Genomic DNA, 22,887 nt, shown 5'->3' with positions numbered 1-22,887 from the left:
TACAGCTTTAGGCTTTACTTTTGCTGCTGCATTTGGTCCTTGAATCCGCCTTTATAGGTGGTCGTCGGTGCTTTGACTTTGTCAATTAACAGAATGCCGTCGTATTGTTCTGCCGGAATGAAGTTCATCGACATGGGATGAATGACTTCATCCACCATGCCATCCTCAGCAGCAAAGACCGGGCGGAACAACCAGGCTGCAGCACTTGTAGCGTCTTTGACTTCGGAGAGATCGATGTATGTATTCCGGTAACCGGATTTCATTAAGGTATATTCGAGACTGCCCCGAGGCATGGGAGAGATGTCAAAGGTTTGGCCTGTGGAAATCTCGCTCGCCTGTCCTTCGTTCATATAGAGCCCGATCACATACATGTCATCCTGCAGCTTCTCATGCAACATTTCGCCCATACTTTTGAAGCTGGATTGCCACAAGCCTGAGTTCCCATCTCTTTCTCCGATTGGGGGATTGAGAATGGTCGATGTGCTCTTGGCGAGATGGTCATTGTGTGCCCAAAGGATGAATTTTTTGCCTGGATACATTACGTCCATCAACCACTCCAGATTATCAGCCATCGCACGGTCGCGGAACTCGTAACTTTCCCGGGTATCGTAGGCCGCCATCTCGATAAATTTGCTCCGGTCATTCAGCACGCGGATCATCATGTCAGCCAGTTTCGAGTTGTCCGGGAATGACTTCACAAGCTCCTGCTTGTGCTCGGTAATCCATTGAACCAATTCCTCGTACTGCGGGACATAGGCATCCTTCACTTGATGGATGGCCGCCTTGAATTCGGGATTGTTGTCGCTGTCGATACCATATTTGTTAAGGACAGCATACAAATCCGTGATGCCCTGCATCTCGAAAGCATAGAACTGCTTACCTCTATCGGGATCCAGGTTGCCAATCCAGTCACTGATAAATTGTGTTAAGTACCCGGTTGTAAACTGCATATCATATCCCGCCAGAATCAGCGGGTGATCCGTCTTGCTCTGCTCCTGTATATATTCATAGAGGCCGAGCGTTTCCTGCGAGTGCCAGATCGGGAAAATGGAGAGCTCCATCATCTGAGCAGGCGTCAGGTCCGCTCCTTGTTCATAGGCAACCGCTGCATCCCCCATGCCGGATTCGAAGGCAATGACGTCATAGCCGAGTTCTTCATGCAAAAATTTGATCATGCGCGTTTTGATTGCACTGTATTCGGCAACCCGGTGAAAATTCTCCCCTAGGCTGACGACTTTCTTGTCCTGAAGCAGCGGCTTCAGAAAGGCGAGGTCACTATAGTTGTCCGAGGTCAGGGATGTAATTTCATGGGCATGGTCCTGCACCCATTGCTCCTTGGCAATAGGTGAGGCTGCTGCCGAAGCGGAGCCAGCGATCATGGCGATGGCCATGCCGAGTACGGCTGTTTTTTGAATAAGACGACGTTTCAGGTTCATGGTGATTATCCTCCGTATGAATGATGTGTTGAAATCCATAACCCAAGGATAGTGGCTAATTCTAACGAAAGTATAACGTGGAACTAAAATGTAATGCATTTCTGATTTAGCAGCTTCACGAATTGATCCAAAGCACTGCTGACATACCGATCCTCCCCGCGAACAAAGGTGGTTGTAGTGTGGGTGAACTGTTCGGCCAGATCGTGTACCGAGTACACTTCCGGCTTCTTGTGAATCACACTGCAAGGCATAATCGTATAAGCAATCCCGGACTCCACACAGCTGAGCAGGTTCTCCATGGTACTGACCTCAATCATATTGCGGGCAGACAACCCTTCTTCCTCCAAAAACATTTCCGTAATTTCACGATAGGGACAGCCCTGAGGGAAAACCACCCATGAGACCTGGCATAGGCTCTCTGCGGGGGTTTCCATACGTTTAGAAATAATGTGTACTGTATCCTGCATTTCGTATTCCACTTTCAACCCTTCTTTGACACAAGCACCACTGATGAACGCACCATCAATCTCATACGCCTGTATTTTGTGACGCAGCACTTTGGGCGAAGTGGCGTTCACCAGTGAGATGGAAACCTTCGGATACGTGACCTGATATTCGTTCAGTATCTCCATGAAACGGCTTGATGCAGCCGTCTCCACAATCCCGATTTTCAGTGTGCCGGAAGGCTCTCCGGGATCCATCATATCCTGTTCCAGATCATGCAGCAGGTTACGAATCCGAGCGGCATATGCAATAAACTGCTCTCCTTTGGCAGTGGGAACCACACCCTTGGGGAACCGATTGAAAAGCTGCACCTGGTATTCCTGCTCCAGCTTTTTGATGCGGGTGGTGACATTGGACTGGGCATAGTTTAATTCTTTGGCGGCTTGCGAGATTTTGCCTGACCGTCCGACTGCGAGAATGATATCGATATCTGATAACTCCATACGTATTCCTCCTGATTGCGGGATTTCTCCGAAAAGCCAAATTGAAGTCCTTGTGATATCTCTCAGAGAGATACTTCCATATATTCTAATCATTTTACGATATGCCTGAGCCGTTCTACAATATCCTTAATTACGATGAGAGAAGGGATAGCATGAACAATCTTATAAAATTACTCAACCCGGTTACGATCAACCAATGGAACCTTAGAAACCGAATTGTGATGGCTCCGTTAACGAGAGGGTTTGCGAATGATGAGGATGGTACAGTAACAGAAGAGATGGTGGCATACTATGAGCAGCGTGCCCGGGATGGTGTGGGATTGATCATTACGGAGGGAGTTAACCCCAACCTGGCGGGTAAAGGAACCTATGGCATACCTGGACTGTATACGGAAGACCAGACCGTTTCATGGAAAAAGGTTACGGAAGTCGTCCATAGACATGGAGGTACCATCATAGCGCAGCTGTGGCATGTCGGCAGATTGTCCCACTCCGATCTCATCGGAGGAACGCCGCAGGCACCTTCAAGCATTCAGGCCGTGGGCAAGGTGCATAAATTGCACAAGCCATATCAGGTTCCCGAAGCGATGTGCATACAGGATATTCAGGATACGATCCAGCATTTTCAGAAAGCTGCCCGCAATGCGGTGCTGGCCGGATTTGACGGGATTGAGCTACATGCAGCGCATGGATATCTGATGGATCAGTTTATCAACGAGAAGACGAATCATCGAACAGACGAATATGGAGGCGGGATCCAGGGGAGATTACGTTTTTTGAAAGAGATCATTCTGGCGGTAAAAAAAGAAATCAGCGTGGATCGCATTTCAATCCGATTTTCCGAGAAAAAAGATGATGATCCATCCTATGCTTGGAGAGACAAGGTGGCCATGATTGATGCTTATCTTAACCTGTTCCGTGAGACGGGCATTACGATTCTGCATCCTTCAACCGACCGCTTTACAACAGCTTGGGCAGGGGAGAGGACCTTTCATGAAATGATCAGGCAACAGTGGGAGCATACGATTATTGGGGTGGGGAATCTGGATGCTCAAACGGCAGAGGAAGCCCTGAATGAGGGAATCATTCATCTCGCTGCGTTTGGCCGACCCTTTATTGCCAATTCCGATCTGGTCCACAGATTGCATGCAGGTGAGCCGCTGGTGGAGTATGATGGGAACAAGCATTTACCTACTCTGATATGAAAAAGTAGTGAAAGGGCAGCACTAATCCTGGGGATTAGGCTGCTCTTCTTGTCGCTTGAGTGTTGCAGTTATGAGTTGCTGACAACGCTGGCTTTCTTTTCAGTGAAATAGTAGCCGAGCGCCAGCAGCGGCATGATCAGGCCGATCAGTGTCGTCAGACTCCAGCCTCCTGATGCGTAAGACCAGCTTCCAATAGAGGAACCAACGGCACCTCCAATGAAGAAGATCGACATAAAAATTCCGTTCACCCGTCCTCTTGCTTCACCTGCGAGGGAGTAGATGATGCGCTGTCCCAGAACGAGATTGCCCGAGACTGCCATATCGAGAGTTATGGCGACAATGACCAGCAGCACAAGAGAAGCGATAGAGTGCCCTTGGAACATGTACGCAAGGCCCAAGGATAGAACGGCAATCACCATGGCGAGACCGGTCAATATCCGGGTCAGGCCTTTGTCTGCCCATCTGCCTGCGATAGGCGCGGCAATGGCTCCACCTACACCGGCCAGTGCAAACCAGGCAATGCCCTGCTGGGTCATGCCAAAGTCATTAGCCAGCCGCAAGGGTACGGTGGTCCAGAAGAGACTAAAGGCGCCAAACAAGCTGGCTTGATACAGTGCCCGGCGGCGCAGCATGGGCAGAGTTTTCAACAGCGTTCCCAGTGAAGCAATGAGCTGACCATATTTCATTGCAGGCTGAGGCTGACGTACAGGAAGAGCACGTGATAGCAGCAGCGCGAGCAGTGCAATGACAATAGCGGAGAAAATGAAGACTGCCTGCCAGCCGAAAGCATCCGTAATGAAGCTTGCCACTGGACGAGCCAGCATGATGCCAAGAAGAAGCCCGCTCATGACATTGCCTACCACCTGCCCGCGTTGCTCTTCTGAAGTGAGGTAAGTCGCGTAGGGCACGAGAATCTGCGCAACGACGGAACCTACACCGATCACCAATGAGGCCGTAAGAAATAGTAAAGCATGAGTGGAGAAAGCCGCTGCGGTCAAGGCAATGACTAGTAATACCAGAAAGGAAGTTACGAGCCGCCGATTCTCCATAATGTCACTAAGCGGTACGATAAACAGCAATCCGATGACATAACCAATTTGGGTTAACGTTACGATTAATCCTGCCGCAGCAGATGACAATCCTGTCGTAGCGCTAATCGGCCCGATTACAGTCTGTGCATAGTACAGATTAGCGACAATAAGTCCGCACGCCGCAGCCAAAAGGAAAACCAGCCATTTTGGAATCTGTTTTGCCTTCACATCGTGTTTCGTGTTCATGATTATCATCCTCCACATAGTATTCAGTATGATTAATACAGCTTGAATCATTAATTTCTAAACAGTTCGTTCACTAATTACAAACATATAATAAACTAAACGTTTAGTATTGTAAATAGGCATCGATATCTTTTTTGAAATCATAAGCATTGCAGATGGACAAAATTGTTTATGTTGTAGGCTATTTAGTATAATGAACGTATCGTTTTTAAGAGAAAGGGACAGTGATGTAATGATTAGAAACAAGGAGGGGTTCAAATGACAGCCAAACGAGGACGTCCCCGCAACATGGAAACCCAAAATGCCATTCTGGCAGCTGCCTATGAGTTATTGCTTGAACATGGCTTTGCAGCGATTACGGTTGAAAAGATAGCTGAGCGAGCGCAAGTGAGCAAAGCAACAATATACAAATGGTGGCCCAATAAGGGGGCTGTCATTATGGATGGATACATGTCGGCTATGACAGCAAGATTGCCCGTCCCGGATACAGGATCCGTATTTGAGGATGTGCGTATTCATGCGAGCAATATGATGCAATTTCTGACTAGCCTGGACGGCAAGGCCATTACAGAGATTATTGGAGAAGGACAGTCAGATCCGGGTCTTGCGGTTGAATACCGGACCAGATACATTCAGCCTCGCCGGCGTGAAGCTTGGGGGATTATTGAAAAGGGTGTAACTCGGGGCGAATTAAAGAGTGACCTGGATATCGGTTTGTGTATCGACCTCATCTATGGGCCGGTGTTCTATCGCATGTTAGTGACGGGGGAACCAATGGATCATGACTTTGTACAGCGACTATTGGATTCGCTGTTTGCAGGGATCAAGTCTAATTAAATGGAAAGAATTCACTGAACGTGTCGAACAAAGAGGAACAGGGCGATTCTCACGAATCACCCTGTATGAAGGCGTAACTGGCGAGGCTGTGTCATACCTGAAACAGGGGAGAGATGGCTGAGGGCCATGAAGTAGAAGTGTCAGAGGCAGAGGAAGCAGATTGCTGGTCTAAAACCGGGGGATCGTTCCATACCACACTCGGCAATTCTCGTTGCAATACAGGTGCTACGTCCTGGGCAAAGCGCTCCAACTGCTCCAGCTGCTCGTTGTGACTAAGTCCATCCACACTAATGCTCAGGACCTGATGTCCGAACGCGGCATGGTAATCCATGATTTTCTCAATGACCTGTTCTGGACTACCAATAAGCACGGGTCCACGTGCAATGTTATCTTCCAGATCAACGAAGGGTGACTGGTTATGCTGTGCGGCTGCCGTAGCGTGAAAAGCGTTATAGTAAGGCGTATAGCGACGAATCGCTTCCTCACGAGTATCTGCCAGATACAGGCTGCCTGCTCCGGAACCAATTACCGCGCGGCTTGCATCATGACCATAATAATCGAGACGTTCCCGATAGTGGTCAATCAATGCTTTGTATTTTGCCTGTGGGTGAAAAGAATTCGAGGTGAAGAGTGGCTCACCATATTTCGCTGCCAGCTCAGTGGAGAGGGTGCTCGACGCACTGCCATGCCAGATTGGAATGGATTGCTGGAGTGGTCTCGGCCAAGTGGTAACCTCATGAAGAGGAGGGCGATACGTTCCCTGCCAGGTTACATTTCCCTCCGACCACAGGCGTTTCAGCAGCTCATAGCGTTCACCAAGGGAAGCCCACTGTTCCTCTTCGCGAATGCCAAACAGCGGATAGTGCCGAGGGTCATTGCCTTTCCCGATAATCATCTCCAGCCGTCCGCCAGATATCTGATCCAGCGTTGCATAATCCTCGGCAACCCGCACCGGATCCAGTACGCTAAGAACCGTGACTGTGGTTAGTAACCGGATCCGTGAAGTAGCTGCAGCAATCGCAGTCAATACGACCGGCGGTGAAGAGGACAGAAAAGGTGCACCGTGCCGCTCGCCAATCCCGTAAGCATCGAAGCCCAAACGCTCGGCCAGTTTGGCTTGCTCCAGAATGTTGTGGAACTTCTGCTGTGTCGTGAGAGTTTCGCCAGTGACCGCATTAGGCAGGTTCATCATGAGGCTAAACAAGGCAAATTTCATCTGAACTTCTCCTTGAACTGGATTGGGCAGTCTGTGTTGTTTAATCCTATGGAAATAGTAGGATATTATGAATTAAACTTACTGTAACATGTCCTTTTCGATTCTTCTAATGGATTTTTTCTATAAGACGAAATATATTCAATATAAATGTCTAAATGTGCAGGAAATTGCCACGATTTTTATTGACCGCTGTAAAATTTAGGATTAAAATTGTACTTATCATAGAAATTCAAATTTCTGGATTTTCATTGTGGAGGTGGGAGACATGGAACCTACAACTACGATACGCTCAAATATTGAGGATTACATCAGGAAACAGGGGTATACCCTTCAATACTTTGCTGATATATCGGGGGTTAACGCCGGGACGTTAAGTGCAATTATCAAAGGTACACGGCCGATCGCCATGGCTCAATTGGACCTCATTACCCAGGGGATGAAGCTGGAAGAGGGCCACTTCTACGAAATATATGGTGCTGAATGTTTTGTGGAATCCGCACCGCACTGGAGAAGGCTGGAGCCGTTCCTGCAACGCTGCGCTGAGTTGGACAAGCTGGACTGCATACAGAGGGTAATTCAGCAAGTGACGGATGACCGCTCCTATGTGTCCGAATTGTTCGAGCTGGCCGAGTATATGCTTGAACGTGGTCAGAAGAAGGCTGCGCGAATGCTGTACGAATGTGTCGCCGAGTGTGAGAAGTACCAGCACTCCGAACGTCTGGCACTATGCCATTATCGTATCTTCACCTTGTCTCTTGGCCAGGACCAGCATGAGAATCTTCGAGCCGCTGTTCACTTCGAGCCATATATTAACCGATTGGACGAAGAGCGACAGCTGGATGCGATCAAGGATCTGGCGAATACATATAGTGGATTACGCTATTGGGATAAAGTTTATCAGCTAGCTGGGGAACTGGAACAACGTGTTGAATTTCTGGAACGATATAAGAATAAGGAAATAGGTTACAAGCGAACGTTTAAACATCCGTTTTTCACTTATAGAGCATATGCATATTTATTGATGGCCACAGTATGGGGAGAGCGTCAGGATTATGAAAAGGCTCTTCAGTACACTTCCCTTTACTCAAATCTTTCTATCGAAGAACCTGCCCCCGAGGATCTTGTATTCATTGAACGATTCAAGGGCTGGGCTGAAGTTAATAATTATCTATACAAATTGATGATGGGCGATTACGAAGCTCTCAATTCGTATCTAGACTTCATTGAGAAGAATGAAAATGAAACGCTTCTTGGATTGGTTAAGATTATGGAAGCTGCTAATTTATACAATTTGGATGTAGATCATGCATTAGGAAGATTTGATGCATATATTCATTTGTTGTTACTTGAAGATCACAATTATATGCCAAGCTATAATAATCAAATAAAAGATGATAGGTACACCAAATTTTGGGCTGAATTGACTTTTTATCAATTATCTAAGGGTAGGTATACAGAAGGGTTTAATCATCTGTTAACTTGTTTAGCATCTGCACACAAAATTAAAGATGATTCTACAATAATTTATTGTGTAGGTTTATATGAAGAATACAGTATGCAAGCGTCCGAGTCAGTGAAACAAAACTATAAGAATCTCATCAAGGAGGTTTATTATCGCTATGGTAAAAAAAGCAATGTTAGTGTTAATGCTCTTTAGTTCCTTCTTCTTTTATTCTGGTGTGATAAGTGGTGTGAATCAAACCAATAGTACTATTTTTAACCACGGTGTAGGCGGATACTAGGAAATGAATAAATATCTTATTGTTAACAAGCGCTCTTTTCCGGATTTGGGAACAGGGCGCTTGTATGTATGTATCTAACCTCCGATTATTGATTTCAATAAAATTGAATCGTTATACTGACATGGATTTACAAGAAAGTAAGGTCTGTGGATAATTGAGCAAGAGGGCGGATATTAAACTCGTCTGAACTAAGGGCATAAACGAAATATTGACACACAGCGTTATAATGGTGCACATGTTTACTTTGATCTTCCAGATGGTCGTCCATCTCAACACGATATGTGGGTTGAAAGAAAGTGATCCTTTCCACATCTTGTGGAATTTGAGTGCGTAAAGAACTTTCATAAAATGCTTGATATTGAATGAATACCTCTGCAAACAAACTTTTCGATTTGCAAAGGAAAAAAATATGAATTTTTTGGCAAACTATCCTAAAATGGTCTATAAAGAAGGGGGTGCATGCTATGAAAGGACCAAGTCAAGTTGTAGACCAGATTGAACGGAACAGGCAAGAATTAAGTCGTTTGGCGGAGCATCATGGCATGCAAGACTACAAAGTCCTTCAACAATCGATGGTACTGGACGAATTGATCAACGAATATAACCGATTCAAATATAGAAAACAACAATATATGAACAGACAGCCGATTGCATAATGCAGTCGGTTTTTTAGTTTGAAGAAAACGACGTAGGGCTATACCATCCACTGGAAAAGACTTCTCGTCTTATTGAATGGATTCGTTCATAGAAATAGTCGACTGTAGAGCGATACAGTCGGCTTTTTTTGTTTTCTTTTGAGGTGAGGATGGTTTTATCTTGAAATTCCATACCAATCCCAATGTTGGCAGGATAGCCAACCATCATTGAAACTCGCTATGATAAACGCCAACTAAATCCAGTAACTTTCGAAGGTGATTCTTGAATGACAGGAGTGGGAGGGATCCATTGAATGGACAAAGTCTTAGGTTGTTCAAAAAGAAACATGAACCTGCGTACCAAGCTGCTGGTGTTGTTTTTGGTTCTCACTTTGCTTCCCCTGAGTTTGCAGGGATTGGTTAACTATTACCATTTTTCACAGACGATTGATCGCAAAACCGAGCAGTTCACTATTGAAATGATCCGGCAGATCAACACCAATCTGAATCGGCTGCTGAAGGATTTCGAGCGTATATCGCTCCTGCCGCTCTATGATCAGACGGTGCTGGGTATTCTGGGAAAATACAATGCCCCAATGGGGACAGCCAGTTGGGCAAGGTCCGACGATTACTTGAAGATGAAGCTCTATACTTCGGGTCAAGCCTACGATCGCCCGGAGATTCGCGGCATCCACCTGATCTCGAACAGTGGCATCCTTTTCTCCAACCTGGATTCATTGGCGGTGAATCCGGTATGGGACAGTAGGCGGGATAATTGGTTTGCAGAGCTCGGCGGATCGGAGGGAGAGTGGCGATTACTCCCCCCGCATAATCCAAGCTATTACACCGACAAGAATGAACAAGCCTATATCTCTGTTGCCCGAGAGATCCGTGATCCAGGCACTCTCAAACGGCTGGGATATATTCTGATTGATATTCGGCTGGACGCCTTCCGCCAGCTGCTATCCAATCTGGATTTCGAGGAAAATGCGAGTCTCATGATTGTGGACAGCAAGCAGCGCCTTGTGTTCGAGCGAACTTCACTTGGTGGACGATCCGCATACAATCAACTGTTACAGCATGAGCAGCTTCAAGACTATGCAGGAAATCAAAAGGTGGTACTGGACGGGAGCCCTTATCTCTATGTAAGGCACCACTCGAATTATTCCGGGCTATCGGTCATTAGTCTTACACCCATTTCTGTCATTCAAAAGGAATCAGGTGAAATGCTTACGTTCACGTTTGGGTTCGCCGTTTTGTGTATGGCGGGCGTAGCCATTCTGGCGGCTCTTATATCCTATCGCGTAACGAGGCCGTTAATCAGCCTGAAGCAAAATATGATTCGCGTGGAGCAGGGTGACTTTACCCAGCGTGTGGCAAGCTTCGGCAGTGATGAATTCGGTCAGATCGGCCGGGGGTTTAACCGAATGATGGAAGAGATTCACCGCTTGTTTAACGAGGTGTTTCTACTCGGTATTCGAGAGCGGGAAGCAGAGCTGTCAGCATTGCAAAGTCAGATCCATCCTCATTTTATATACAATACGCTGGAGTCCATTAATATGATGGCCATCCGCAGGAAACATGTAGAAGTGTCCCATATGGTGACGGCCCTGGGCAAGCTACTGCGTTACACCATTGATAAGGTGGATCGGATCGTACTCCTTCAGGAGGAGTTGGCTTTTGTACAATCGTATGTGTGCATTCAACAGGTGCGTTATGACGGAAGGCTGCAGGTGATTTTTGAAATTGAAGAAGGGGTCATGGACTGCTTGATTCCCAAGCTGATTTTGCAGCCGCTCGTGGAGAACGCAGTATACCATGGAATTGAAGGGCAGGAGGATGGGGGAATGATATGGATATCGGCCTTGAAGTTTGATCAAGAGTTGCTGCTTACCGTTCGAGATAATGGTAAAGGTCTATGCCAAGAAGAGATTAACGAATGGAACGAGTCATTTTCCCAGCTTCCCTCAAGTGAATTCCTGCGTTGTAACGCGGAAGGTAGTTTAGGGCTCTCCAATATAGCACAGCGTCTTCACCTTATTTATGGTCAAGGCGCCAGTCTAAGCGTTGACGGAAGTCTCGGGCAGGGTTTAGCTGCCACGATTACTATACCGCTGCAGGAGAAAGGGGATGACGTGCATGTATAAAGTTTTGCTTGTGGAAGATGAGAGGGTCATCCTCGACGGGTTGCGGGAGCTGATTATTCAGACAGCTCCCGAGTTTCGCGTTATGGGTGAAGCTTCTGGAGGAACTGAGGCTCTGGATTTTTTGAGAAGTGATGTGCCTGATGTGCTGATTACGGATATTCGCATGCGAGAAATGGATGGACTGACCCTGGTATCCAAAGCTAGGGAAATGTACCCCGAACTGCTGATGATCATCATTAGCGGCTATGGCGAGTTTGAGTATGCACGCAGAGCGATGGAATATGGCGTACTGAATTACCTGCTGAAGCCGGTGGAACTCCAAGAGTGGATTACAGCCATTCAGAAAGTTCAGCTGCTGCTGGACCGCAGGTACGGCGTTTCGTCCAGTCAGACGCTAGATACAACGGGGGAAGCACAGTGTAACAGTGGAGATACGCGAAAGATCATTCGTGATGTAAAGGAATATATCAGGCTCCACCCTGATGGAGATCTGCGCCTGCAGACCATAGCGGCACTTGTTCATCTGAACCCAACCTATCTAAGCCAGCTTTTCAAAAATGAAACGGGGACAACCTATTCGGAATACATCGCTGAGGCACGCATGGAGCGAGCCAAGTGGCTGTTGGTTAACACCCAACTAAAAATCTATGATGTAGCAAGATTATCTGGGCATCAGAGTCCCAAACACTTCATGCTGGTATTCAAACAGCAGGTGGGTTGGACGGCAGGGGAATATCGGAACCGATTCAGTACGGATGAGCAGCTGTAGCAGGTGCCCTTCATCTTAAGTCCTTGAAAAACCGTACCATTTCTATAGCTGGCGTGATTTATGAACCATTGATTCCTTCGCTATACTTGGGTTGCACATGTACATCACTAAGCCACAAGGGGGATTTCCATGAAGAAAGCAGGACTGATGTTTATGCTCGTATTCATCATTGTTGCATTAATTGGCTGTGCAGGCTCCGATTCCGGCAGTGATCCTGAGAATGCATCCGCAGGAGAAGAAGAGGTTGAACTGAAGTTCATGATGTGGGGGAATCAGGCGCACATGGACGTATATAACAAGTTGATTGATAGCTTCACACAGGAAAATCCCGGCATCAAGGTGACAATGGAATCTGTACCCTTTGCGGAATACCAGCAAAAAATCTCTGTGCTTGCAGCCGGCGGCTCGCTACCGGATATCGCCTGGGTCTCCGAGCGGATGATTCCGCAATTCAAATCCAATCACATTCTGGCAGACGTATCCGAATTCAAGGATGATGCAGAGTTCAAGCTGGGTGACTATATTCCAAGTACGCTGGATCTGTTTCGGGATGGTGATCAACTGCTTGGCTTGCCGTTCTCTACCCCTCCAGTCGTTATGTTCTACAACAAATCGCTCTTCGACAAGGCTGGCCTTACAGATCCCAACACGCTCGCCGCTCAAGGGCAATGGACGTGGGAACGATTTGAAGAGACAGCAAAAACGATTGCCAGCAAGGATGCGACAAACCGAATCTACGGTGCCAACTTTTTTCGTGATTGGAAGACTTGGGCTGTTCTTTCCTCCTATTCCTGGTCTTATGGCAGCGGTCCTTTCGATGAGAGCATGAAGCAGTTCACCTGGAATGATCCTTATGGTGTGCAAACCTTGGAATTGCTTGAACGGATGATGTTTACCGATGAGTCCCACCCGAAGGCGGGTGAGCAGGTCAGCTTCGATGCCGGTAATGTGGGTATGTTTTTCGACAACTACAGCTATGTGTCCAAAGCAAGAGAGATTACGGACTTCGAATGGAGTATCGCCCCGATGCCTGCAGGATCTCAGGGCAGTGTGCCCATGCTGGGTCAGGCGGGATATGCCATGTTCAATGACAGCAAGCATCCCGAAGAAGCGAAGAAACTGCTGAAGTTTTTCGCTAGTGAACAGGGAATACAGGCCACGGCAACTTACTTTGTCCCGCCGCGTACCTCTGTACTGAATTCGGATGTTTTCATTAATCAGCCGAATAATCCAAGCAAGGAACATATTGTTCAGGCAGTAATTGATGAAATGCCCAAAGCACGCTTGATTCCGGGCCATATTCGCTGGCAGGATATCGACAATGCAGTGCTGCAGGGTTTCGATCGATTGTTCGCCCGTTTAGCCACACCTCAGGATAATCTGAAGCAGATGCAGGGAGAGATTCAAGGTCTGCTGGAATAATAAATAATGGCATATTTACAGGAGGTAAGGGTATGGGGCAATTGGAGGATGCGCTGAAGAGACAACGCATGCTGCTTGTGGTCAGTCTGCCCGCTAACGATACAGCACTGGCCCGGGCAGCCATTGAAGAAGGGGCTGACGCCCTAAAAGTACATTACAATGTCGGACACCGCGCCAGTGGGAACCATTTTGGTCCGCTGGATGAATACATGGATCATTTCCGTGCAATCCGAGCCCAATTTAACGGTCCACTTGGGGTGGTTCCGTCGGGTACCCTCGATGGGACACAACGGGAAGATGTGGTAAGGCTTTCCGGTCTGGGTTTTGATTTCTATTCCATATACGCTCACCATTTACCCTCCTTCATGTTGGGTGAGCTCGGTCTGGATAAAACATTCGCCATCAATGAACACTACGACCCTTCCCTGGTTAGGGAGGCAGCACATTATGGTTTTGCCGCGCTGGAAGCATCCATTATCCCCGGAGAGGAGTATGGGACATCGCTAAGCTTCTCAGATGTCCTCCAGTATCGCCGGTTAGTGATGCAAGCACAGCTTCCGGTGTTGGTTCCTTCCCAGCGGAGGCTGGTACAGGAGGATGTACCGGTCCTGCATGATACCGGAATTAAGGCGATTATGCTGGGAGCAGTCGTTACAGGTAAAACGGAGGAGCAGCTGCGAAAAGCCGTTAACGGGTTTCGCAATGCCATGGACAAACTGAAGTAGAAGGAAGACAGATGAGAAGAGGAGGGGCAGGGTTGACCCATTCACGCAAATATTCAGGAAGAGGACCGCTCGCAAGAGAGGCCCAGATTGCAGGATGGCTTTTCGTATCTCCGATGGTTCTTGGTTTTACTCTGCTGCTGCTCTTTCCCATGGGCCTTGCGTTATACATGAGTTTGACCGATTGGCCATTGCTCGGAGAGCATCACTTTATCGGGCTAGATAACTACCGCGAGATCATGATCGACAAGATGTTCTGGAGGGTACTGGGAAACACGGTATATTTCACAGCCGGACTTGTTCCGCTGAATATTGTGCTCGCGCTGCTACTCGCTTTGCTGCTATCCAAAAGTCTGCGTGGCATCGGGATATTCCGTACAGCCATCTTCGTTCCGGTCATGACTTCACTTATTGTATGGGCAATTGTATGGAAGCTTATGTATGCGACAGAGTCGGGACTGATCAATCAGCTTCTGTTGATGATGGGCATCAAAGGACCAGCCTGGCTCTATAATCAGGATCTGGCGATGCCCGCAGTAATTGTGACCAGTGTGCTAAAAAATGTGGGCCTAAATATGGTATTGTTCATAGCCGCAATTCAGCAGGTGCCAAGATCACTGTACGAAGCGGCCAAACTGGACGGTGCAGGCAGGCAGAAGACTTTTTTTCACGTGACGCTTCCAATGATTACGCCCACCGTTTTTTTGACCGTGGTAATGACGGTCATCGGCTCGCTCAAAGTGTTCGGACAGATTTATGTCATGACACAGGGAGGGCCGAGCAATAGCACCAAGGTGTTGGTCTATTATATATGGGAAAAGGCATTCAAGCTGTTTCAGTTTGGCTACGCATCCGCATTGGCGTACGTGCTGTTTGCTATCGTACTGATCTTGACGCTGCTGCAATGGCAGCTTCGAAAGAGGTGGGTATTCAATGAAGGCGATGGCTAAGCCGTCTTTTCGTACAGCAGGTGGGGCAGTCGGTACGTATTTGTTGCTGACCCTGATTTCAATCATTATGATTGTACCGTTTATCTGGATGATATCTACATCTTTTAAGGAGCCCCAGAGCATATTCACGTATCCACCACAGTGGATACCCGAACCGTTCCGATTTCAGAACTACATCGATGTTTTTCGATTGATTCCGTTTCATCGTTTCTATTTTAACAGTGTGTATATTGCTGTTGTCGTCGTGCTGGGTACGGTGTTCTTTGCTTCTCTTGCCGGATATGCATTTGCGAAGATACCATTCAAGGGCCGTAATGTGGTGTTCCTTATCCTGCTGAGTGCCATGATGATTCCCCACGAGGTAACGGCAATTCCGATGTTTTTGTTTATGAGGCAGCTGGGATGGATTGATACACATCTCCCGCTGATTTTACTTCCGATCTTTGGGGCAGGTGGCGTATTCGGCATCTTTGTGATGCGGCAGTTCTTCATTACGGTTCCTACCGAGCTGGAGGAAGCAGCGATGGTTGATGGATGCAACCGATTCCGGATCTATGCCCAGATTATGCTGCCCATTGCCAAGCCCGGCATGGCGACACTGACGATCTTTACCTTTGTGACCAACTGGAATGAGTTTTTCGATCCGCTGATTTTCATTAACTCTCGCGAGTTGATGACGCTGCCGCTAGGGCTGTCCCTGTTTACGGATGAAGTGGGTACGGCCTGGCAATATCTGATGAGCGCTACAGTCATGGCAACCATACCTCTGCTGATTGTCTTTTTCATGGCTCAACGGCGATTCATTGAGGGCGTTGCAATGACAGGATTGAAAGAATAGTCGGCTAATCCATGGAAGGAGGAGAGAACAATGAGTGAACGGATGAGCATGAAGACAGAACAGGCCGATGTTGTTATTGTAGGGGGCGGCCCTGCGGGCATTACGGCGGCCCTTGCTGCCGGACGACAGGGTGTTCGTACGGTGCTGGTAGAGCGTTATGGGTTCGTTGGTGGAATGTCGACCGCCGCCATGGTCTATCCTTGGATGACTTTTCACACGGAGAGCGGCGAACAGGTCATTAGAGGCATTGCGCAGGAGATCGTTGACCGACTGAAGGAGCGAGGGGGATCACCAGGACATCTGCGCGATACAGTAGGGTTTGTGCATAGCGTTACACCATACCATCCGGCTATTTATCAGGTGGTTGCTGCGGATATGCTGCAAGAGGCTGGTGTTCGGCTGCTGTTACACAGCTTCGTGGATGAGGTGGTTGCTCTGAATAATCGGGTGGAAGCGGTTAGAATAACAAACAAATCGGGCCGAATGGAGCTTAGGGCAAAAGTATTTGTCGATACCAGTGGCGATGCAGATGCAGCTTATCTAGCTGGCGCTGCTATCGCAAAGGGACGGGATGGAGATCATCAGTCCCAGCCTATGACCATGAAATTTCGAATGCGTGGTGTAAATCTTGAGCGAGTAAAGCAGTATATCCTGGAGCACCCGGAAGATTTCTACGCCAAAACACCTGTTGCAGAGCTGGAGCGTATTCCGCTAACAGGTGTAAGCGGCTTTTATTCGCAATGGCAGAAGGCAGGTGTGCCGATTAACCGCGATCAGGTGTTGTTTTTTACCGGGCCGGCTGAAGATGAAGTGTTGATTAACTGTACCAGGGTTCAGGGGTTGGATGCTACCGATGCAGAAGATCTGACTTCTGCTGAGCAGGAAGGCAGGAAGCAGGTACTCATGATTGCTGAGTTCTTGCAGCGCGACGTGCCTGGATTCGAGCGTGCTTCGATATCCGCAGTAGCCTCCCAGATTGGCATACGTGAATCCAGACGGATCATTGGGCATTATTCTTTGACGCAGGAGGATGTGGTTACGGGGCGGAAGTTTGATGATGTCATCGCCAGAAGTGGTTATCCCATTGATATACATGATCCTTCCGGTCAAGGTGTAGCGGCTGCATTTATTAAAGGGGATGGAGCATACGACATTCCATACCGCTGTCTGATCTCCAGCAATATTCAAAACTTGCTGGCAGCAGGACGCTGCATCTCTACCACGCATGAGGCCCATGCTACAACAAGGTTGACCCCCAGCTGCATGGCTACGGGAGAGGCAGCCGGAACATCCGCTGCTTTGGCAGTGCAACTGCAGCTTGATCCGCTGTCACTCCCGGTTGCGTTGCTGCAGGAGGAACTACGGCGAAATGGAGCAGCGATTTGAGATCCAAAATCTACGAGAATAATAAAGAGTCCAGATAGACACAGAGATGTGTCTATCTGGACTCTTATGTGCAACCACTATGCCTTTCCATAGCTCTAACCGAATCAATTCATTTTTGCCTCAAGACGCCGGGCCAAGATGGAAAGTGCGTAGTTGATGACAAAATACAATACCGCTGCGAGCAGAAGAGCAGGGATAACATAATCGAAGCTCTGGCCGCCAAGGATCTGCACGTTGTGCATCAACTCCGGCAAGGAGATGATAATGGCCAGGGATGTATCCTTCAGGAGGGAGATGAACTGACTGACCATCGGCGGCGACATGCGGCGCAGTGCCTGTGGCATAATGATGCCGCTCAGGGTCTGCATATAGCTGAGACCAGAGGAACGGGCGGCTTCCACCTGTCCGCGCTCAACCGATTTGAGCCCGCTACGGACAATTTCTGCAATCATAGCGCCTTCAAACAGGCTGAGTCCAACGACGGTAGACCAGAAGACAGACATTTTGATCCCCAGCTGGGGCAGGACAATATGAATGAAAAATATGATCAGCAGCAGCGGCAGGTTTCGAATCGTATCCACGATAACCGCAACGATCTGTGACAGGACCGGAATACGCGTATATCGGACGGTACCCAGCACGGTGCCGAGAACAAAACTGAAGACAATTGACAGCCCTGCCACTTGCAGGGTAATCAGGAATCCATGCAGCAGGAAACGAAGGTTGGGCCAGGCATAGGCCCCGCTAAAGTCCATTGTACATCGACCTCCTTCTGTGAGTGGAACTAAGGCTGAATCGTGGTTTGACTAAATCACATCGTAACCTGACCTGCCGGCTTGTTTTTCTTCGGTTTGCCCTTACTGCTCCGTGCTTCGGCGTCACTCTGTCCAAACCTGCGCTCCATATAATGAACAAGGAAGCTGAGTGGCAGCGTCAGTACGAGGTAGAAGAGTGCAACAATTGTATACACGCTCAGGGGCTGGAATGTATCCGAATTGACCAGATCGGCAAAATACATCAGATCCATGCCGGCAACAACTGCAAGAATGGAGGAGTTTTTGACCAGATTAATAAATTGATTGCCGATGGATGGCAGTACGATCTTGATTGCCTGCGGCAGAATGATCAGGTTCATGGCCTGTACGTAGGACAAACCTGAAGATCTAGCGGCCTCCAGCTGTCCCCGGGGGACGGTCTGAATGCCTGCCCGGATGGCTTCTGCAATAAAAGCTGCCGTGTAGATGGTAAGACCTAGCGTACCGGAGACAAACCCGTCCAGTGAAATGCCAAGGGAGGGCAGTCCAAGGTAAAAGAAGAACACGACCAGCAGAAGCGGAATATTTCGAATGAATTCCACAAAAGCCGTACCAATCCAATTGAGCGGCTTGATGGGGGATATCCGGAAGATTGCCATGATTGCTCCAAGGATAAAGCTGCCGATCAAAGCCATGATGCTTACTTGAATCGTATTGAGGAATCCCTCCAGGAAACGATCGGAATGCTTGAACAATACATCAAAATCCAATTTGCCCATGTAGGCGAAGCCTCCGTTCTCCAGATGTGAAGCGGCGCCTCATGCCGTATGGGTGGTTTAGTCCCTACAGATGGAAACCGCCGCTCCCTCATCGTTAATCGAGGTTACTCGGGCTTGCTGCCAAGCCATTTCTCATGTAACGTATCGTATTCACCACTATCCTTCATGCTCTTGAGCAGGCTGTTTACTTCTTCTACAAAAGCAGTGTCGCCTTTGCGGATGGCCATTCCATATGGCTCACTTGTGAAGTTGCCACCAACCAGCTTGTAGTTGTTGTCCGTTTGCTGCATGCCGATCAGGATGATATTGTCCGTCGTCAGTGCCTCGCCTTTGCCTGCTTTGAGCGCAGTGAAGGCATCCTGATAGTTGTCGAATTCCAGTACTTCGGCATCCGGTGCTTTTTCACGAATATTTTGCGCAGAGGTTGAACCCTTAACGGCAAGTACCTTCACGCCTCCCAGGCTCTCCAAACCAGTGATGGCACTATCGTTTTTTACAAGTAGGGACTGTCCGGCCTCGAAGTAAACGTCACTGAAATCCACTTGCTCCTTCCGCTCATCCGTGATGGTCATGGTAGCGATGATGATATCAATGTCGCCATTCTGCAGCATGGGAATCCGGGTTTTGGATGTGACTTCCTTCAGCTCGACCTTGGTCTCGTCTCCAAGAATCTGTTTGGCGAGCGCCTTGGCGATATCAATATCGAATCCCTCCACTTCGCCGCTTGCCGGGTCTTTCAAGCCAAAGAGCTTCGTATCGTATTTTACCCCGGCAATCAGTTTGCCCCGCTCCCTAATCTGTTCAATCGTTCCTTTGGCGGCAGCATTCTCACCATCACCACCACCGCTGCTGTTGGTTGATTCTTCTCCCGTACTACAGCCGGCCAAAACCAACGAAAGAATCAAAACAAGGACAAACGACGGCCACTTCAATACATTTTTCATAAATAAAGACCCCTTTCAAAATGGATTATTCTAAGATTCTCAATGATGAATTAGGCGGCTTAGGAACTGCTGTGCCCGCTCTTCCCGCGGGTTATCGAAAAATTCTGCGGCAGGAGCCTCTTCCACGATTCGGCCTTCGTCCATGAAGATGACACGGTCTGCCACTTCACGGGCGAATCCCATCTCGTGGGTAACGACAACCATGGTCATCCCGTTATGAGCGAGAGAGCGCATGACGTCCAGCACTTCCCCGATCATTTCGGGGTCGAGGGCAGAGGTAGGTTCGTCAAAAAGCATGATTTTGGGCTCCATGGCGAGCCCACGTGCGATGGCGACCCGCTGCTGCTGTCCACCGGACAACTGGGAGGGATAGCTGTCTGCCTTGTCGGCAATGCCCACCCGGGTCAGATACTTCATTGCCGTAGCGGCTGCCTGTTCTTTGGGCTGTTTGCGCACCTTGACAGGGGCAAGCGTAATGTTATCGATGACTTTTTTGTGAGGATAGAGATTGAAGTGTTGAAAAACCATGCCAATGTCACGGCGAAAGAGGTTGATGTCCACCTTTTTCTGATGTAAAGGGACACCGCTGACGACGAGTTCGCCTTCCGTAATGGTCTCGAGACGATTGATGCAGCGGAGCAGTGTACTTTTACCGGAGCCGGAAGGGCCAATGATGACAACGACCTCTCCTTCTTCAATGTGAAGATGAATATCTTTGAGGACATGAAAATGACCAAAGTGCTTCTGCACACCCCTAAATTCAATCAAGAGTAACCCATCCTTTCTGCAACGTTGGTTTGAAAAAGGAATAATAAGGAATAAATTGAAACTAGTTATTTAATCATACATAGTCATCCTTCTTCTGGCAATTGGTTTGTAATAAAACGTGACATAAGTATGGGGTTGAATAGGGCTGAGGCCAGGATTTGTGTTAACTATTTGTTAAGTTGGTAATTTGTTTGTGACGAATCCTGACAGAAAAATGAATCGATTCTCCTAGAAGTTTTACAACCTTTGGAATAGATGTATAGAGTATACTGATGTTGATACCTATCATATGTCCAAGGTAATGGAACAAATAACCTCAAATTCTAACGCTACATGGCAAAAAAGCACAACCTTGGTCCAAATCCCGTTGATATGATGGGTGATAATACTCATTTCTTGAAGTTATGCCATATCGATCACAGTCCAATCCCAATACAGAGAAGAGAGGATGTTCTGAACGATGAATACATACTACTCCCCATTAGGTACCGGAGAAGGTATCCAAGCTAATATGAAAGCCTATGAGGTTGCTCTACCTGACATTCCTGCTCAGGATTTCCGAATTACGGACTATGGAGCCCAAGGAGACGGCGTGTATGACAACACGGAGGTGTTCAGGCTGGCTATAGCGGCGTGTGCTGAAGCGGGCGGCGGACGAATTGTTATTCCGGCAGGAGTCTGGCTGACAGGTCCGATTGTGCTGCGCAGCCGAATTGAGCTGCATGCAGAGGCTGGAGCATTGGTTACGTTCAGTCGTCAGTTTGATCATTATCCTCTGATTGCTTCGAGCTTCGAGGGGTGGCAGGTGGTGAGATGCCAATCTCCAATTGACGGAGAATTGTTGGAGGATATCGCGATTACAGGTGAGGGAATATGGGATGGTAGCGGAGAAGCATGGCGCCCGGTCAAACGGTCCAAGATGACCGCTTCACAATGGAGTCGACTGGTTGCTTCCGGTGGAGTGGTGGAGCATTCCGGTGAAAATGAAGAAATCTGGTGGCCTTCTGCCTCGGCTCTCGAAGGTGGCGCTGTAGCCAACCGGCTTCATATGGAGCAGGAGCGCGACCTGTCAGCTTATGAGGGGATCAGGGACTTTTTACGTCCGAACATGGTCAGTTTGCGCCGATGCAAACGGGTGCTGCTGGATGGTCCAACGTTTCAGAACTCACCTGCTTGGAATTTGCATCCATGGGCATCGGAGCATGTTACCATACGTAATGTGAGTGTACGAAACCCGTGGTTTTCTCAGAATGGGGATGGGCTGGATATCGAATCATGCCGACATGTTGTCGTGGAGCACAGCGTGTTCGATGTGGGGGATGATGCGATCTGCCTGAAATCCGGCAAGGATGCTGAAGGCCGAGAGCTCGGTTTGCCATCTGAATATATTACAATTCGGGACTGCACCGTATATCATGGTCATGGCGGATTCGTTATTGGCAGCGAGATGTCGGGTGGTGTACGGCATGTGCGGGTTTCGGATTGTACGTTTATTGGGACGGATATTGGGCTAAGGTTCAAAAGCGCCCGCGGGCGCGGTGGAGTCGTTGAAGATGTTGAAATACAGCGTATCTATATGAAAAATATCATTATGGAAGCCATCTCGTTTTCCTTTTTCTATGCGAATATGGAGGGATCAGCCCGCGGCAGCGATCTGTTTCAGGAGATTAGCGAAAAGACCCCGGTGTTCCGGGATATTCGAATATCGGATGTCGTTTGTGCAGGTGCAGAGACAGCTTTATTGGTAAGTGGGCTGCCCGAGATGCCTTTGGACGGCTTGGTCATTGAAGGGTATAACGTATTTGCACGAAATGGTGTACAGTGTGCTCATGCGAAGCACTTGAGAATTGCCAATCTGAATGCCCAAGTTACCGAAGGATCATTGATCCATTTGCACCAGTGCAAGGGAGCTGAAATAGAGGGCATCCAGGGCAAGGGGGCTGATGGCCGACTTCTGATTGTAACAGGACATGAGTCTGCCGGGATTGTGTGCCGTGAGAACGATGCCGATGAGGAAGGACGCCAGATTTCCATGGGACCTGAGGTAAGGAGCGGTGTGCTCATTCGCAGATAAGAGTCCTTAATACGGATGAATAGAAGTCGTTCGTGATT

Annotated in this window: 20 protein-coding genes; 12 read left to right on the top strand and 8 right to left on the bottom strand. The window is 48.3% G+C overall.

Annotation, left to right across the window (positions count from 1 at the left end; genetic code table 11):
- Nucleotides 1–14 precede the first annotated feature (14 nt).
- Nucleotides 15–1,436 carry an erythromycin esterase family protein gene (locus ABGV42_RS19310; RefSeq protein WP_347383083.1) on the bottom strand — a complete coding sequence of 474 codons (1,422 nt, stop codon included), beginning with the start codon at nt 1,434–1,436 and terminating at the stop codon, nt 15–17.
- Nucleotides 1,437–1,519: 83 nt separating this feature from the next.
- Nucleotides 1,520–2,383 carry a LysR family transcriptional regulator gene (locus ABGV42_RS19305; RefSeq protein ID WP_347383082.1) on the bottom strand — a complete coding sequence of 288 codons (864 nt, stop codon included), beginning with the start codon at nt 2,381–2,383 and terminating at the stop codon, nt 1,520–1,522.
- Between the two features lie 152 nt (nt 2,384–2,535).
- Between ABGV42_RS19305 and ABGV42_RS19300 the strand changes: the two genes are divergently transcribed.
- A complete protein-coding gene (locus ABGV42_RS19300) occupies nt 2,536–3,588 on the top strand; it encodes an alkene reductase (RefSeq protein ID WP_347383081.1) in 1,053 nt (350 codons plus the stop codon).
- 68 nt (nt 3,589–3,656) lie between these two features.
- Here ABGV42_RS19300 and ABGV42_RS19295 read toward each other — a convergent pair whose 3' ends face one another.
- Nucleotides 3,657–4,865, bottom strand: a complete 1,209-nt coding sequence (locus ABGV42_RS19295; protein ID WP_347383080.1) for an MFS transporter — start codon at nt 4,863–4,865, stop codon at nt 3,657–3,659.
- A gap of 258 nt (nt 4,866–5,123) precedes the next feature.
- Here ABGV42_RS19295 and ABGV42_RS19290 point away from each other — a divergent pair, with 258 nt between their 5' ends.
- Nucleotides 5,124–5,702 (top strand): TetR/AcrR family transcriptional regulator, encoded by a 579-nt coding sequence (locus tag ABGV42_RS19290; RefSeq protein ID WP_347383079.1) that lies wholly within the window; start codon nt 5,124–5,126, stop codon nt 5,700–5,702.
- Between the two features lie 91 nt (nt 5,703–5,793).
- On the opposite strand, the gene ABGV42_RS19285 is transcribed toward ABGV42_RS19290, so the two are convergent.
- A complete protein-coding gene (locus tag ABGV42_RS19285) occupies nt 5,794–6,918 on the bottom strand; it encodes an LLM class flavin-dependent oxidoreductase (RefSeq protein ID WP_347383078.1) in 1,125 nt (374 codons plus the stop codon).
- Between the two features lie 265 nt (nt 6,919–7,183).
- Here ABGV42_RS19285 and ABGV42_RS19280 point away from each other — a divergent pair, with 265 nt between their 5' ends.
- The 9 genes from ABGV42_RS19280 (at nt 7,184) to ABGV42_RS19240 (ending at nt 17,529) form a co-directional block, all read left to right on the top strand.
- Nucleotides 7,184–8,575: a transcriptional regulator gene (locus ABGV42_RS19280; protein WP_347383077.1), complete on the top strand. Its 1,392-nt coding sequence runs from the start codon at nt 7,184–7,186 to the stop codon at nt 8,573–8,575.
- A gap of 549 nt (nt 8,576–9,124) precedes the next feature.
- The gene (locus ABGV42_RS19275) at nt 9,125–9,316 is read left to right on the top strand and encodes an aspartyl-phosphate phosphatase Spo0E family protein (RefSeq protein ID WP_095361627.1); all 192 of its coding nucleotides are present in this window, start codon (nt 9,125–9,127) and stop codon (nt 9,314–9,316) included.
- A 293-nt stretch (nt 9,317–9,609) separates the two neighbouring features.
- Entirely contained in the window at nt 9,610–11,442 is a 1,833-nt protein-coding gene (locus ABGV42_RS19270) for a cache domain-containing sensor histidine kinase (RefSeq protein WP_347383076.1), read from the top strand.
- Nucleotides 11,435–12,211, top strand: coding sequence for a response regulator transcription factor (locus ABGV42_RS19265; protein WP_347383075.1), 777 nt, complete (start codon nt 11,435–11,437; stop codon nt 12,209–12,211). The genes ABGV42_RS19270 and ABGV42_RS19265 overlap by 8 nt, the downstream gene beginning before the upstream one ends.
- A gap of 129 nt (nt 12,212–12,340) precedes the next feature.
- A complete protein-coding gene (locus tag ABGV42_RS19260) occupies nt 12,341–13,633 on the top strand; it encodes an ABC transporter substrate-binding protein (RefSeq protein WP_347383074.1) in 1,293 nt (430 codons plus the stop codon).
- 32 nt (nt 13,634–13,665) lie between these two features.
- Entirely contained in the window at nt 13,666–14,358 is a 693-nt protein-coding gene (locus ABGV42_RS19255) for a hypothetical protein (RefSeq protein ID WP_347383073.1), read from the top strand.
- Between the two features lie 113 nt (nt 14,359–14,471).
- Nucleotides 14,472–15,305 carry a carbohydrate ABC transporter permease gene (locus ABGV42_RS19250; RefSeq protein WP_431523659.1) on the top strand — a complete coding sequence of 278 codons (834 nt, stop codon included), beginning with the start codon at nt 14,472–14,474 and terminating at the stop codon, nt 15,303–15,305.
- Complete coding sequence (locus ABGV42_RS19245) at nt 15,289–16,143, top strand: carbohydrate ABC transporter permease (RefSeq protein WP_347383071.1); 855 nt, start codon at nt 15,289–15,291, stop codon at nt 16,141–16,143. The genes ABGV42_RS19250 and ABGV42_RS19245 overlap by 17 nt, the downstream gene beginning before the upstream one ends.
- A gap of 30 nt (nt 16,144–16,173) precedes the next feature.
- Complete coding sequence (locus ABGV42_RS19240; protein ID WP_347383070.1) at nt 16,174–17,529, top strand: FAD-dependent oxidoreductase; 1,356 nt, start codon at nt 16,174–16,176, stop codon at nt 17,527–17,529.
- Nucleotides 17,530–17,633: 104 nt separating this feature from the next.
- Here the strand turns inward: ABGV42_RS19240 and ABGV42_RS19235 are convergent, their stop codons facing one another.
- The 4 genes from ABGV42_RS19235 to ABGV42_RS19220 form a co-directional block, all read right to left on the bottom strand.
- Nucleotides 17,634–18,284, bottom strand: a complete 651-nt coding sequence (locus ABGV42_RS19235) for an amino acid ABC transporter permease (RefSeq protein WP_347383069.1) — start codon at nt 18,282–18,284, stop codon at nt 17,634–17,636.
- A 56-nt stretch (nt 18,285–18,340) separates the two neighbouring features.
- Nucleotides 18,341–19,063 carry an amino acid ABC transporter permease gene (locus tag ABGV42_RS19230; protein WP_347383068.1) on the bottom strand — a complete coding sequence of 241 codons (723 nt, stop codon included), beginning with the start codon at nt 19,061–19,063 and terminating at the stop codon, nt 18,341–18,343.
- Nucleotides 19,064–19,167: 104 nt separating this feature from the next.
- Complete coding sequence (locus ABGV42_RS19225; RefSeq protein ID WP_347383067.1) at nt 19,168–20,007, bottom strand: transporter substrate-binding domain-containing protein; 840 nt, start codon at nt 20,005–20,007, stop codon at nt 19,168–19,170.
- Nucleotides 20,008–20,046: 39 nt separating this feature from the next.
- A complete protein-coding gene (locus ABGV42_RS19220; protein ID WP_347383066.1) occupies nt 20,047–20,775 on the bottom strand; it encodes an amino acid ABC transporter ATP-binding protein in 729 nt (242 codons plus the stop codon).
- Between the two features lie 460 nt (nt 20,776–21,235).
- Between ABGV42_RS19220 and ABGV42_RS19215 the strand changes: the two genes are divergently transcribed.
- The gene (locus tag ABGV42_RS19215) at nt 21,236–22,849 is read left to right on the top strand and encodes a glycoside hydrolase family 28 protein (RefSeq protein WP_347383065.1); all 1,614 of its coding nucleotides are present in this window, start codon (nt 21,236–21,238) and stop codon (nt 22,847–22,849) included.
- Nucleotides 22,850–22,887 lie beyond the last annotated feature (38 nt).

The organism is Paenibacillus pabuli, assembly GCF_039831995.1.
Classification (GTDB): domain Bacteria; phylum Bacillota; class Bacilli; order Paenibacillales; family Paenibacillaceae; genus Paenibacillus; species Paenibacillus pabuli_C.
Note: the sequence above shows the minus strand (reverse complement) of the source record. Positions and strands in the feature narration are given on the sequence as shown.

Bases quoted from the DNA above. Each gene is read 5' to 3' on its own strand.
- ABGV42_RS19300 (WP_347383081.1), top strand. From the start codon at position 2,536: ATGAACAATCTTATAAAATTACTCAACCCGGTTACGATCAACCAATGG.
- ABGV42_RS19230 (WP_347383068.1), bottom strand. From the start codon at position 19,063: ATGGGCAAATTGGATTTTGATGTATTGTTCAAGCATTCCGATCGTTTC.
- ABGV42_RS19235 (WP_347383069.1), bottom strand. From the start codon at position 18,284: ATGGACTTTAGCGGGGCCTATGCCTGGCCCAACCTTCGTTTCCTGCTG.
- ABGV42_RS19270 (WP_347383076.1), top strand. From the start codon at position 9,610: ATGGACAAAGTCTTAGGTTGTTCAAAAAGAAACATGAACCTGCGTACC.
- ABGV42_RS19240 (WP_347383070.1), top strand. From the start codon at position 16,174: ATGAGTGAACGGATGAGCATGAAGACAGAACAGGCCGATGTTGTTATT.
- ABGV42_RS19275 (WP_095361627.1), top strand. From the start codon at position 9,125: ATGAAAGGACCAAGTCAAGTTGTAGACCAGATTGAACGGAACAGGCAA.
- ABGV42_RS19290 (WP_347383079.1), top strand. From the start codon at position 5,124: ATGACAGCCAAACGAGGACGTCCCCGCAACATGGAAACCCAAAATGCC.
- ABGV42_RS19260 (WP_347383074.1), top strand. From the start codon at position 12,341: ATGAAGAAAGCAGGACTGATGTTTATGCTCGTATTCATCATTGTTGCA.
- ABGV42_RS19215 (WP_347383065.1), top strand. From the start codon at position 21,236: ATGAATACATACTACTCCCCATTAGGTACCGGAGAAGGTATCCAAGCT.
- ABGV42_RS19225 (WP_347383067.1), bottom strand. From the start codon at position 20,007: ATGAAAAATGTATTGAAGTGGCCGTCGTTTGTCCTTGTTTTGATTCTT.
- ABGV42_RS19255 (WP_347383073.1), top strand. From the start codon at position 13,666: ATGGGGCAATTGGAGGATGCGCTGAAGAGACAACGCATGCTGCTTGTG.
- ABGV42_RS19265 (WP_347383075.1), top strand. From the start codon at position 11,435: ATGTATAAAGTTTTGCTTGTGGAAGATGAGAGGGTCATCCTCGACGGG.
- ABGV42_RS19250 (WP_431523659.1), top strand. From the start codon at position 14,472: ATGGTTCTTGGTTTTACTCTGCTGCTGCTCTTTCCCATGGGCCTTGCG.
- ABGV42_RS19295 (WP_347383080.1), bottom strand. From the start codon at position 4,865: ATGAACACGAAACACGATGTGAAGGCAAAACAGATTCCAAAATGGCTG.
- ABGV42_RS19280 (WP_347383077.1), top strand. From the start codon at position 7,184: ATGGAACCTACAACTACGATACGCTCAAATATTGAGGATTACATCAGG.
- ABGV42_RS19245 (WP_347383071.1), top strand. From the start codon at position 15,289: ATGAAGGCGATGGCTAAGCCGTCTTTTCGTACAGCAGGTGGGGCAGTC.
- ABGV42_RS19285 (WP_347383078.1), bottom strand. From the start codon at position 6,918: ATGAAATTTGCCTTGTTTAGCCTCATGATGAACCTGCCTAATGCGGTC.
- ABGV42_RS19310 (WP_347383083.1), bottom strand. From the start codon at position 1,436: ATGAACCTGAAACGTCGTCTTATTCAAAAAACAGCCGTACTCGGCATG.
- ABGV42_RS19305 (WP_347383082.1), bottom strand. From the start codon at position 2,383: ATGGAGTTATCAGATATCGATATCATTCTCGCAGTCGGACGGTCAGGC.